Consider the following 11,399-nt stretch of genomic DNA (forward strand, 5'->3'; position numbering starts at 1 on the left):
GCCTCGCGTACGCCCCGACATCCCCCGATCCGTCCGGCCCGTCAGGGTCGCTTGGTGCCCCCGGTTACTCCGCGGACTTGCCGCGGCCCCGGCCCCGGCCCCGCGGCGGCTTGGCCGGTGCCTCCTCGGTGGTCGCCTCGGTGGTCGCCTCGGTCGGCCACAGCGGGGCGGCGGAGGCGCGGGCGGTGCCGGTCGGCGTCGAACCCTTGGAGCTGGGCGGGGTGGCGGGCTCCTCCGCGACGGTGTCCTCGGCGTAGGCGCGCTTGGCGGAGTCGGAGGTGTACGTGCTGCCGTAGGCCCGCGACGGCGCGTAGGCGTCCGACTCCAGGTCCACGGCCGAGTCGAGCTCCGGGGCCGCGCCGACCGCGACCGGCTCCCGCGACCAGGACGGGCGGGCGGAGTCCGACGGGCGCAGCGGGTCGGTCGGGGACTCGTCGCTGTCGGGCGACGAGCCGCGGCGGCGGTTGTCGGCGGCGTCGGCCTCGGCCAGGGCGGCGGTCCACTCGGAGTAGTCGGCGGCGGAGCGGGCGTCGCGCTCCTCGGTGGCGCGGCGGCGCTCGGCGCGGGAGCGGGCCCGGGAGCCGCTCGGGCCGATCGACGAGACGATGATCGACCCCGCCAGGCCGGCGAACATGGCGTAGGGGGCGATGACGAAGGCCGACAGGTGCTGGTCGTGCTCGCCGAGGGCGGGGACGGCCAGCAGGTATGCGATCGCGACCAGCAACGGGCCGGTCAAGCCGGAGATGGCGACGCCGACGCGGTTCTCGCCGCGGCGGGTGGCCGGCCAGGCGGCCAGGGCGCCGATGACGAGCGCGGCAACGATCATGAGCAGGGCGCTGGGGAGGTTCACCATCCCGCGGATCCACGTCGCGTCGGTGAACTGCCAGGTGCCGAGCTGCGCCGCGGTCGCGGTGTCGCCGTCGGCGTGCACGACATCGGCGACGGCGACCACGGCCAGGGTCCACAGCCAGGCCGACGAGGCGATGACGTTCGCGGCGACCGCCCGGGCGGCGACGGCGCCGACCGCCACGAGCAGACCGACGATGAGCCCGGCGATGGCGTAGCCGCCGGCGGTGAAGTACGGCACGGCGTTGTCCGGCCGCGGCGTGCGCGCCGGGATGGCGACCAGCGGCACGATGATCAGCGAGCCGACAGCGGCGGCGAGCGCGATCACCACCCGCCAGGCCACGATCAGGGCCCGGCCGCCGACACTGTCCGGGTTGGCCGGGACAGGGGTGCCGCCGCCGGCGAGCCGGTCGGCGCAGACGGCGCCGATGACCGTCGACGAGGCGGCGAGCCAGGTCACCCAGGCGAGGCCGCTCACCCAGACCGTCGCGCTGTCGCCCGTCGGCTGCCAGGAGATGATGCCCAGGCCGTAGCCGAGACCGAGCTGCGCGGCACCTGCGCCGGCCGACACGCCGATCGCCGTGAATATTGAGGTAGCCCAGCTTCTCGCCGCCATGCCGCGCAGCGTACGCCCAGCCGTCCACCCCGGCGAGTCGGTGTCGTGGGAACGTCAACGGGCGCTCTCACCCCGCCGCCGACCGGCCACGCAGCGTCTTCCCGGCGCCATACCGGCCATCGCGCGGCGACCTCGCACGCGCGGTGGCCGGCCTCCCGTCATGGTCCTCGCCCCGCAGCGTCTGCCTTGCCGTCACCGGATCGCCGTCCGGCCTCGTAGCGCCTGCCACTTTCCGCCGTTTTCCGGACGCGTAGCGTGTCGGGAGAGAGTAGATGGGTGGCGCCGTAGCGGCGAACCGCCGGACAAGTCGGACAAGGTGGTGAACTGGGAGACATGGTGAACCGTGCCGGCGATCCTTCCGACGAGTCCTCGACGCAGCCGTTCTGGCCCTTCGCCGGCGGCGACGCGGTGGAGGAGGAACAGGACGCCGACGCCACCCAGGTGCACCCCCGAGCCGCGGACGAAACCCGGGCCCAGCGACCGATCGACGCCACTGGGGTTCAGCCGCCCGTCGAGGAGCGGGAGCGGTGGTCGGCCCGGGCCGGGGTGCCCGCGCCCGGCGATCCCGGCCTGCGCCGGCCCGCGCCCCAGGAGTGGGTGGACGAGGAAGAGGATCCGTACCAGGGGCGGTCCTGGTTCACCCCGGTCATCGTCGGCATCGTCGCCCTGGTGCTGGTGGCGGCGCTGAGCTTCGGGCTGTACCTCATCTATCGCGCGACGGAGAACGGGCAGAACGCGCCCGGCGGGGTGGAGTCGACCGCGGCGACCGCCTCGCCGTTGCCCCCGCCGGCCTCCAGCGAGGCTCCGTCGTCGGCGGCGCCGTCCTCGGAGGCGCCCCCCTCGTCCAGCGCCCCCGCCCCCGCGCCGGTCGTCATCCCGCCGCTGCGGGGCGACAGCCTGGCCGAGGCTACGGTGAAGCTGCAGGTGCTGGGGCTCAACGTGAAGGTCGAGCGGCGCGCCGACGATTCGCTGCCGCCGGGCGAAGTGCTGGCGTCGGAGCCGGGGGAGGGCGAGACGGTCGACCCGGGGGACACCGTCACGCTCATCGTCGCGGCCGCCGCGCCCTCGACCGTCCCGTCGAGCCCGGGCCCGAGTGCCTCGGCGGCCGGCTGAGCGGCAGCGGGGCCCTCGACGAGCCGGCTGAGCGGCAGCGAGGTCCTCGACGAGCCGGCTTGCGCCCTGTCGGTCGAGCCGCGACTCAGCCGACGGGGACCGGCAGACCGGCCCGCAACGGGGTGACGGCGCGCTGGCTGCGGGAAACGAAGCCCGGCTGCAGGCCCTGGAGCTGGACGAAGATCGAGCGGCGTTCGACCGCGTCGCCCGCGGCGTTGAGCTGGTAGCCGTCCAGCCAGGCCCAGCCGTCGTACGTCTGCCAGTCGTGCACTCGGATCACCCGGAACAGCATGGGCTGCTTGAACTGCACGCTCGCGGTCTTCGTCACGCGCAGCACATCACCGGTCCTCGGTAACACGGTGGGACTCCCGTCTTCCGTCTCGGCTTGTTGGGGGGAAGGCCGGCAACGGGGCACCTTCGCGGGGGTGCGGTCCGTAACCGCCGATTGGTCCGAATCGTTGGTCGTCGCGTCCACCTAGGGGCGGGTTGCTCCGCTACGTGAACAGTCCGTGATCCCAGCAGTACGGACAGGTTGCACCACGGCGGTCAGTTATGCAACTTGCAAGAAGAAGGTTCCACCGCGCGTATGAGTCGCAGATTCTCGTACCGAGTCGCCCTGCGCGGCTCTACGATGTAGCGCTGATCAATACGTAAGTTATCTACGTAGGTCTGCGGCGCGGAGGTGCGACAAACCGTGGCAAGTCGACGAGGCAGCCCGACCCTCCGGCGCCGTCAGCTGGGGATGGAACTGCGCCGGCTGCGTGATGCGGCGCACGTGACCATCGACCAGGTCGCCGAGCGGCTCGAATGCTCCGGCTCGAAGATCTCCCGGATCGAGACGGGCCAGACCGGCGTCACGCCGCGCGACGTGCGCGACATGCTGGACATCTACGGCGTCGATCCGGAATACGCCGACCAGCTGCTCAAGATCGCGCGGGAGGCGCGGCAGAAGGGCTGGTGGCAGCTGTACGGCGACGTGCTCACAGGCGCCTACGTAGGGCTCGAGGCCGCCGCCGACCACATCCGCTCGTACGAAGCTCTCGTCGTTCCCGGCCTGCTGCAGACCGAGGAGTACGCCCAGGCCATGATCCATGCCGCCCGCCCCGACATCGGTGCCACAGATGTCGAGAAAAGGGTGCGTGTCCGGATGGGCCGACAATCGTTACTCACTCAGGATGACCCGATCGATCTCTGGGTGGTGCTGGACGAGGCAGTCCTCCGCCGCCCGGTCGGTGGGAGGGCGGTCATGCGTCGCCAGCTTGAGCACCTGAGCACGGCGGCCGGCTGGCCGAACGTGACGCTGCAGGTCCTGCCCTTCTCCGCCGGCGCGCACGCCGGGATGGACGGGGCATTCACGATGTTGCTGTACGACGAGTCTGCCGGGCAGAACTTCGTGTTCGCCTCGCACGCGGCCGGCGGTCTCTTTCTCGAGAAGGACGACGAGCTTCAGCGCTACGGATTCATCTTTGACTACTTGCGCGCCAACGCACTCCGTCCGGACGAGTCAGTGTCCATGTTCGTGAAACTGACAAAGGAGCTGTAGTGGAAATCGAAGCCAAGGGCTTCATCGTCGACCTCGAGGGTGCCGCGTGGCGCAAGAGCACTCGCAGCGGTCCGTACTCGGACAACTGCGTTGAGGTGGCGTTCGCCGGCGGAGCGGTGGCCCTCCGCGACTCGAAGGACAAGGCCGGTGCGGTGCTGCTGTTCACTCCGCAGGAGTGGACCGCGTTCGTCGACGGCACCAAGGGCGGGGAATTCGACCTGGCGTGACGACACGCCGGGCACGGCCGGCCGGCCCGTTTCCGCGGTGTAATGCCTGCGGGGCGGGCCGGCCGTTTTCGTCGGGGGAGCGTGGCCCTTCCACCAGGACCGTCGTTATAGGTATGAGTGCCGCGAATCCACCGTATTACGGGCACTTCCCCCGAGTGAGATAAGGCTTCCTACCGTGAACATTGGCCCCGACAACTTCGGCAACGGATCGTCGAAGACCGACGACCGTTTCTCCGGGCAACTGGGTAGCTACCGTCCGGGCGGTCGCCGGGACGGCATCGGCGACGGGCCCCTCGACGACCTGTCCCCGCGCAACGGCTCGCCGCTGGACCGGGCGTCGATGCCGCTGGACATGACGCCGCCCAAGCTCCCCGAGTCCTCACTGGTCGCGGACCTCGGCCCGCTCACGGGGGGATCGCTCAGCAGCAGTTCGCTCAGCAGCAGTTCGCTGAACACCAACCCGCTGACCGAGCCGATGTTCGGCCGCGACTCCTGGCTGGACACGCCGAGCGGCTCGATGGCCGACCACCCGCTGCTGCGCGGCCTGCTCATGGAGCTGCCGCCGAAGGGCACCCTGCCGCAGCAGGAGTGGCTGGACCGCTGGTTCGAGGCGGCTCGCAGCATCCTGGAGCTCATCTACTCCCAGGAGTCCCGTCAGCTCAAGTAGTGCGCCGAGCGCATCCCGCCTGTCTATCGACAGGTCGATTCACACCCTGTAGAAACGCAGGGAGGACTCGACCTGGGGAGGTCGGACGGGCTCCGGATGCGCGGGCCGCGTGGCCGGGGCCCGTCATGAGCACCCGCTCCGGCGCTTCCCGATCCTGACCAGCCCGATCCTGACCAAGCGCAAGATCAGTGATATCGGCTGAATGTCCGATTGGTCGCGCCACCTTCGGTTGATCGGCGTGTCGCAAAGTTGATGGTCGATCGTGAAATGTCCGCTTAGCTTGGGTCGGAGTTTGCCGGTGTAGCGGGGAGCAAGGGTGAGTGACGTGACCGATCTGATCTTCGCTTTTGTGAGCGGTGGCGGCCTGCTGGCCCTGAGCATCGGCGCTTTCGGTGTGCTGGATGCGTACAACAAGCGCGGGCTCGGCGAGAAGCGGGTCGACTGGCTCATCGGTCTGTACGCCCTGGGCGTGGTGGCCAACATCGTCGCCTACGTGCTGCTCGACCGCTGGTACATCGCCGCGCCGCTGGCCCTGATGCTGTGGCCGGCCGAGCGCGCCTTCGACAAGCGGGGCACGTTCAAGCGCCGCACGGCCAAGGTGGACGCCCTCACCGGCCGCTGAACCGGCTTGATCGGACAATCTGTCGTAAGTGTGAGATATCCCAAAATTTCCGGGATAACGCGAATGGCCGCCTCAAGAGCGCCCATCGGCATGTCCGTGACCAAACGCCCAGACGCCCGGCCGGTGAGAAGCCGCGCGGCCCAGCCGACGGGTTGGGCGTGGCGGCGGATGGCGGCCGCCCGTCGAGGGGATGCCAGTGTTCGCACAGGGCCGAACGACCGGGCCAACCTGAGCAGGACCGGACCGACCTTCTTTGAAGGCAGCCGGACCGGCGCCCGCACCAAGCAGCGGTGCGGAGCAGATCGTGGCGGGGTTCGTGACCGAGTCGCCGGCGACCAGCCCGAGGGGCGGTTCCGGGACTGGCTTGTCTCGAAAGCTGGCGGCCCTGGCGCTGGCGGCAAGAAGCGGTGAGCGGGACGGGTTCGCGATCCAGCCGCTGAGGACCAGCCCGAGGGCGGTTCCGGACCGGCTTGGTGATGGTGGCCGGCCAGCGGGTGCCGTGGGGCCTGGCCCGGCCTAGACCGCGAAGGTTCTCAGTGGCTCTGTGGCTGGAGCTGGTGGTGCGGCCCTCCACAGGTGGGCCTTCTGGGCGCCCAGGCGGGCCAGGTAGTTGGGGTTGAGCAGGATGTATCGGCGCCAGAGGCGCTTCGGCTCCAGGCCTAGGCGCCACAGCCACTCCAGAGCGTACTTCTGCATCCACGGTGGTGGGTTCTTCAGGCCGCCGGCGTGGTAGTCGAAGGCGGCGCCGACGGCTAGCATCGGCGCGTCGATCAAGGGTCTCATCGCGTAGACGAAGATCTCCTGGCGAGGGCAGCCGAGGCCGACCATGACGACCCGTGCGCCCGAGGACTTGATCCGGGCCGCGATCTCCTCCGGCTCGCCGGCGGTGGCGGTGCGGAACTTGGAGGGCTCCATCCCGGCGATCTTGAGGTCGGGGAAGCGTTCGTGCAGCTTGGCGGCGAGCCGGTCCAGGGTCTGCTGGGTGGAGCCGTAGAAGTACACCGGCAGGCCCTCGCGGGCGCTCTCCTCCAGCACCTTGAGGGTGAGGTCGGGACCGTACACGCGGTCGGCCAGCCGGGCGTGGTGGAGCAGGTTGAGCGCCCACCGCACCGGCTGCCCGTCGGGCGTGACCAGGTCGAAGGAGTTCAGCCGGGCCCCATGGGCCTTGTCCTGCACGCCGGTCATGACACCGTGCACGGCGAGGGCGGTGACGGCCAGCGGGCGGCCCTCGCGGGCGGCGCTCATCACCTTGTCCACCGCGCCGTCGTAGTCGACGGCGCTGACCTCGACCCCGAGAACGTTGCGCTTGCCCTGGTCGATCACGTCAGGCTGCCGGGGTCCACTTGCCGACGTTGGCCTCGTAGATCTCCTGGCAGATCATCGGCACGTCGTAGACCTGCTTCCAGTCGGGGTAGTCCAGCTGGAACCGCTCGTTGGAGCCGATCCACCAGATGTGGTCGCCGACTCGGTTGGCCTCGTGGTACTCGGTGATCATCTCGTTGCCGGTGATCCGCTCGGCGAGCTTGAAGACCTCGAGGTGCGAAGTGTTGGAGTGCCGGCCGCCGCCGAGGTTGTAGACGGCCGCGGAGCGCGGGTTGCGGAAGAACGCCTCGAAGGCCGACACGACGTCGTGCGAGTGGATCGCATCGCGGACCATTTTGCCCTTGTACCCAAAGATCTTGTAGGTGCGGCGCTCCATGTTGCACCGCATGACGTAGGCGAGGAAGCCGTGCAGCTCGGTCGCGGAGTGCGCGGGGCCGGTGAGCGTGCCGCCGCGGAAGCAGGCCGTCTTCATGTCGAAGTAGCGCCCGTACTCCTGCACCATCACGTCCGCGGCGACCTTGGAGGCGCCGAAGACGGAGTGCAGGCAGGCGTCGATCGACATGTCCTCCTTGATGCCGTTCTCGTACTCGTGGCCGGCGACGATCTCCCAGCGGGTCTCGAGCTCGTCGTAGGGCAGCGAGTTGGGGCGGTCGCCGTAGACCTTGTTGGTCGAGCAGTGGATGAACGGCGCCTCGATGCAGTGCTCGCGGACGTTCTGCAGCAGGTTGAGCGTGCCGCCGGCGTTGACGTCGAAGTCGGTGAAGGGGTCGCGTAGCGCCCAGTCGTGGGACGGCTGGGCCGCCGTGTGAATGACGACGGCGATGTCCTTGCCGTACTTCTTGAAGATCGCCGCGAGCGCGTCCCGGTCCCGGATGTCCACGTCTTGGTGGGTGTAGCTCTCGGCCAGGTCACTCGTCAGGCGGACCACGTTCCACGCGGTGGACGCCTCGGCGCCGAAGAACCGTTTGCGCATGTCGTTGTCGATGCCGACCACGTCCAGCCCCAGCGAGGCGAAGTGGCGCACGGCTTCAGATCCGATGAGTCCGGCCGACCCGGTGACAAGTGCAACGCTCACGAGACGGCAGCATACCCGCGCACACAGTGCGCCAGCGGACGGCAGACCCGCCAGACAAAGCCCCATCAAACGCCGGCCCCCGGCCGTTTCACCAGTCCGGCTCGGTGTGCTTAGCGGAGACCGCCCCACACCAGGCATTGACAAAAGCAACAGTCGCAAGCCCAGCGCCCCAAAGTCACGAACCCGACGCCCCAAACCAGCCAAGCCGAAAAGCCCGAGGCGAAGCGAGGCGAATTCAAGAACGCGCAAGCGGAACCCGCAAGGACCCGACGAACCGCAACCCAGGATAGGGGGGTTGTGGGTGGGCGAAGCCCCCCACTGGGGAGCGAGCGAAGCGAGCGCGAAGGATCCACCGGCGAATACGCGAAAGCGGCCCCGCCGCTGAGCAGGGGCCGCCTTCGACCGGTGGGGAAGGGGGGAGTTGAACCCCCACGCCCTTTCGGGCACACGGACCTGAACCGTGCGCGTCTGCCATTCCGCCACTTCCCCGTGGCCTTGCGCGCTAGAGCATAACCTAGGTCCCACTCGGCAGAATCACCGGGTAGGCACTAGGCTTCCCTGGGCGCCACGGAAGAGTAGCACGGGCCGACCGGTCAGCCTGCATACGGGCGTGCGACGTCCGGATACCATCATGACCTCGGAACCCGAGGAGGAACCGGTGAGTGTGCTGCAGCGCTTCGAGAAGCGCCTTGAGGGCCTGGTCGAGGGGGCCTTCGCCAAGGTCTTCAAGGGGGTCGTCCACCCCGTGGAGATCCTCAACGCCATGCAACGGGAGGCGGAAGCCCACAAGGCGATTCTGGCTGGCGGGCGCACGCTCGTGCCGAATCGCTACGTGATCGACCTGTCGCCCTACGATCACAGCCGGCTGGCGCCCTATGCCGCCGCGCTCGCGCAGGAGCTGGCCCAGTCGCAGGCCGAGTTCATCGGCGAGCAGGGCTGGACGGTCTACGGCGACGTCATCGTGGAGATCGAACGCGGTGACGGGCTCGACACCGGCATGTTCCGGGTGACCGCGGAGGTCTACACCGGCGCCGAGGTCGCGCCGCCGCCGACCCCGGACCCGTATGGCGGCTACAACCAGCAGGCGGCCGGCGGTTACGGCCCCCCGCCCGGCGGGCCCGGTGGTCCGGCTCGCAATGTCCGACTGGTGTCCGGCGACGGGCGAAGCTACCCTCTGTCGATCGGTTCGACCGTGATCGGCCGGGGCGATCAGGCCAACATGCGACTCCCGGACGTCGGGATCTCGCGTCGCCACGCGCGGCTCGACTTCGACGGCGCCCAGGTCGTGCTGACCGATCTCGGCTCCACCAACGGCACGATGGTCAACGGTCAACGCGTCTCTGCCGTCGCGTTGAACCCGGGTGACATGATCCAGCTCGGCACGACCACGCTGACCTACCGCGTGGATGGATGACCGTACTTCACGTAGGCGGATCTGAATGAGCGCGTCGTAGATGGAATTCGTCATCACGGTTGCCCGATACGGGCTGCTCGTGCTGCTGTGGATCTTCGTGTTCACGGTGGTGGGGGTGATCCGCCGGGACCTGTTCGCGGGCTCGCGTTCGAGCCGGATCGTCGCCGCACCTCGGGGGGTTGGTGCGGTGACGGCTCCCGGCCGTCCGGCGAAGGTGAAGCGGGGCAAGACCGCCAACCAGCTCTTCGTCACCGCAGGGGCGCTGGCCGGCACTCGCATCACGCTCGGCGACGCACCCATCACCATCGGTCGCGCCGAAGACTCGACGCTGGTAATCACCGATGACTACGCCTCGTCACGGCACGCTCGACTCGTGCCGCGCGCCAGCCAGTGGTATCTCGAGGACCTGGGCTCGACCAACGGGACCTACCTCGACAAGACCAAGGTCGGCGCACCTACCCCCGTCCCCCTCGGCGTGCCGATTCGCATCGGCCGCACTTCTCTCGAGTTACGGCCATGACCCTCACCTTGCGCTATGCGGCCCGCAGTGACCGCGGTCTGATCCGGAGTGGGAACCAGGACTCCGTCTACGCCGGACCGCGGCTGCTGGCTGTGGCCGACGGCATGGGCGGCATGGCCGCCGGTGACGTCGCCAGCAACATCGTCATCGCCACCATGGCGCCGCTCGACGAAGACGTGCCCGGCAACGCCATGATCGACACCCTCCGGGGCGCCGTCGACCTGGCCAACCAGCAGATCCGGGATGCGGTCGAGGAGAACCCGGCCATGGAGGGCATGGGCACGACCCTGACCGCCATGCTGTTCTCCGGATCCAAGATGGGCATGGTGCACATCGGCGACTCGCGGGCGTATCTCGTCCGTGACGGCGAGTTCGCCCAGGTCACCAAGGACGACACCTACGTCCAGATGCTCGTCGACGAGGGCCGCATCAGCCTTGAGGAGGCCAACAGCCATCCCCAGCGCTCGCTGCTGACCAGGGCGCTGGACGGCCGCGACGCCGACCCGGAGTACTCCGTCCGCCAGGTCAAGCCCGGTGACCGTTACCTGCTGTGCAGCGACGGGCTCTCCGGCGTGGTGAGCGCGGAGACGATCGAGGCCACGCTGCGTGAGTACGTCGATCCCAACCAGTGCGCCGGCCGGCTCATCGAGCTGGCGCTGCGCGGCGGCGGGCCCGACAACATCACCGTGATCGTCGCCGACGTGACCGACGAGGACATCGTCGAGGAGCGGCCGATCGTGGGCGGCGCGGCGGCGCAGGACCGGGGCATGGCGACCTCGGCCGACCAGTCCATGTCCTCGGCCCGGGGCGCCGCGCTGGCCGCGCCGCGCCCGCCGGTGCCGGACGGGGACGCCGACCCGCGCGGCTCCGCCGCGGCGCAGCAGTCCGAGGACGACGGGGAGCCGCGCTCCCGCCGCCACCCGGTGCGCACCGCGATCCTCCTCGTGGTGCTGCTCGGCCTGCTCGGCGGCGGGCTCTGGTACGGCTGGAACGTCACCCAGTCGAAGTACTTCGTCGGCGTCACGGACAGCGGCCGCATCGCGATCTTCAAGGGTGTTCCCGGCAAGATCGCCTGGCTGAAGCTCAACGACGTCTACCTCGAAAGCTCCACGCTGACCCTCGACGACCTGACCCCGACCGCGCAGGGCAGCGTCAAGGCCGGCATCCAGGTCGACACCCTCCAGCAGGCCCAGGACAAGCTGACGCAGCTGGAGGACCCGACCAACCCCTCGCGCAAGCAGACGTGTCCGACGGGGCAACCTTCCGACCCAGGCTCGGCGTCTCCCACGGTGACCGACTCCGCCGCGGCCAGCATCGGCGCCTCGGCGCCGGCCGGTGACCCGGCCGTTCCGCCGTCGCCGAGCACCGAGCCGACCGTGTCCGCCACGCCGACCCCGGAACCCGGGACCAGCTGCTGACGTGCCGAGGCGTAA

At 69.6% G+C, this 11,399-nt stretch carries 12 protein-coding genes and 1 tRNA gene; 8 read left to right on the forward strand and 5 right to left on the reverse strand.

All coding sequences use genetic code 11. The annotated features are described in order from the left end of the window. Window positions 1-64: 64 nt before the first annotated feature. Window positions 65-1,462, reverse strand: coding sequence for a hypothetical protein (locus tag ACQPY0_RS00210; protein WP_432982732.1), 1,398 nt, complete (start codon window positions 1,460-1,462; stop codon window positions 65-67). A gap of 333 nt (window positions 1,463-1,795) precedes the next feature. Between ACQPY0_RS00210 and ACQPY0_RS00215 the strand changes: the two genes are divergently transcribed. Continuing rightward, window positions 1,796-2,575, forward strand: a complete 780-nt coding sequence (locus ACQPY0_RS00215; protein ID WP_432982735.1) for a PASTA domain-containing protein — start codon at window positions 1,796-1,798, stop codon at window positions 2,573-2,575. An 85-nt stretch (window positions 2,576-2,660) separates the two neighbouring features. On the opposite strand, the gene ACQPY0_RS00220 is transcribed toward ACQPY0_RS00215, so the two are convergent. Beyond that, window positions 2,661-2,933: a hypothetical protein gene (locus tag ACQPY0_RS00220; protein ID WP_432982738.1), complete on the reverse strand. Its 273-nt coding sequence runs from the start codon at window positions 2,931-2,933 to the stop codon at window positions 2,661-2,663. 384 nt (window positions 2,934-3,317) lie between these two features. Between ACQPY0_RS00220 and ACQPY0_RS00225 the strand changes: the two genes are divergently transcribed. From ACQPY0_RS00225 to ACQPY0_RS00240, 4 genes are all read left to right on the forward strand, one after another. Next, window positions 3,318-4,118, forward strand: a complete 801-nt coding sequence (locus ACQPY0_RS00225) for a helix-turn-helix domain-containing protein (RefSeq protein ID WP_432982741.1) — start codon at window positions 3,318-3,320, stop codon at window positions 4,116-4,118. Then, entirely contained in the window at window positions 4,118-4,345 is a 228-nt protein-coding gene (locus tag ACQPY0_RS00230; RefSeq protein ID WP_432982744.1) for a DUF397 domain-containing protein, read from the forward strand. The genes ACQPY0_RS00225 and ACQPY0_RS00230 overlap by 1 nt, the downstream gene beginning before the upstream one ends. Window positions 4,346-4,520: 175 nt before the next feature. Next, window positions 4,521-5,012 (forward strand): hypothetical protein, encoded by a 492-nt coding sequence (locus ACQPY0_RS00235; protein ID WP_432982747.1) that lies wholly within the window; start codon window positions 4,521-4,523, stop codon window positions 5,010-5,012. Window positions 5,013-5,337: 325 nt separating this feature from the next. Next, window positions 5,338-5,634, forward strand: coding sequence for a hypothetical protein (locus ACQPY0_RS00240; RefSeq protein ID WP_432982750.1), 297 nt, complete (start codon window positions 5,338-5,340; stop codon window positions 5,632-5,634). 516 nt (window positions 5,635-6,150) lie between these two features. Here the strand turns inward: ACQPY0_RS00240 and ACQPY0_RS00245 are convergent. The 3 genes from ACQPY0_RS00245 to ACQPY0_RS00255 all read right to left on the reverse strand — a co-directional run bounded on the left by ACQPY0_RS00245 (window position 6,151) and on the right by ACQPY0_RS00255 (window position 8,521). Next, window positions 6,151-6,957 carry a WecB/TagA/CpsF family glycosyltransferase gene (locus ACQPY0_RS00245; RefSeq protein ID WP_432982753.1) on the reverse strand — a complete coding sequence of 269 codons (807 nt, stop codon included), beginning with the start codon at window positions 6,955-6,957 and terminating at the stop codon, window positions 6,151-6,153. Window position 6,958: 1 nt separating this feature from the next. Next, entirely contained in the window at window positions 6,959-8,032 is a 1,074-nt protein-coding gene (locus ACQPY0_RS00250; RefSeq protein ID WP_432982756.1) for an NAD-dependent epimerase/dehydratase family protein, read from the reverse strand. A gap of 406 nt (window positions 8,033-8,438) precedes the next feature. Further along, a tRNA-Leu gene (locus ACQPY0_RS00255) sits at window positions 8,439-8,521 on the reverse strand. 142 nt (window positions 8,522-8,663) lie between these two features. Here ACQPY0_RS00255 and ACQPY0_RS00260 point away from each other — a divergent pair. From ACQPY0_RS00260 to ACQPY0_RS00270, 3 genes are read left to right on the forward strand one after another with little or no spacing between them, the layout of a single operon-like run. After that, complete coding sequence (locus ACQPY0_RS00260; protein ID WP_432982759.1) at window positions 8,664-9,446, forward strand: FhaA domain-containing protein; 783 nt, start codon at window positions 8,664-8,666, stop codon at window positions 9,444-9,446. 40 nt (window positions 9,447-9,486) lie between these two features. Continuing rightward, complete coding sequence (locus ACQPY0_RS00265) at window positions 9,487-9,966, forward strand: FHA domain-containing protein FhaB/FipA (protein WP_432982762.1); 480 nt, start codon at window positions 9,487-9,489, stop codon at window positions 9,964-9,966. Beyond that, on the forward strand, window positions 9,963-11,384 hold the full coding sequence (locus tag ACQPY0_RS00270; protein WP_432982765.1) for a PP2C family protein-serine/threonine phosphatase: 1,422 nt from the start codon (window positions 9,963-9,965) through the stop codon (window positions 11,382-11,384). The genes ACQPY0_RS00265 and ACQPY0_RS00270 overlap by 4 nt, the downstream gene beginning before the upstream one ends. Window positions 11,385-11,399: the final 15 nt, after the last annotated feature.

The sequence above is a fragment of the Dactylosporangium sp. CA-233914 genome (assembly GCF_050942935.1).
GTDB lineage: Bacteria > Actinomycetota > Actinomycetes > Mycobacteriales > Micromonosporaceae > Dactylosporangium.

What these genes read in the sequence shown, in the direction of transcription:
- ACQPY0_RS00210 (WP_432982732.1), bottom strand. Translation starts at nt 1,462, where the DNA reads ATGGCGGCGAGAAGCTGGGCTACCTCAATATTCACGGCGATCGGCGTG.
- ACQPY0_RS00215 (WP_432982735.1), top strand. Translation starts at nt 1,796, where the DNA reads ATGGTGAACCGTGCCGGCGATCCTTCCGACGAGTCCTCGACGCAGCCG.
- ACQPY0_RS00225 (WP_432982741.1), top strand. Translation starts at nt 3,318, where the DNA reads ATGGAACTGCGCCGGCTGCGTGATGCGGCGCACGTGACCATCGACCAG.
- ACQPY0_RS00260 (WP_432982759.1), top strand. Translation starts at nt 8,664, where the DNA reads ATGACCTCGGAACCCGAGGAGGAACCGGTGAGTGTGCTGCAGCGCTTC.
- ACQPY0_RS00265 (WP_432982762.1), top strand. Translation starts at nt 9,487, where the DNA reads ATGGAATTCGTCATCACGGTTGCCCGATACGGGCTGCTCGTGCTGCTG.
- ACQPY0_RS00270 (WP_432982765.1), top strand. Translation starts at nt 9,963, where the DNA reads ATGACCCTCACCTTGCGCTATGCGGCCCGCAGTGACCGCGGTCTGATC.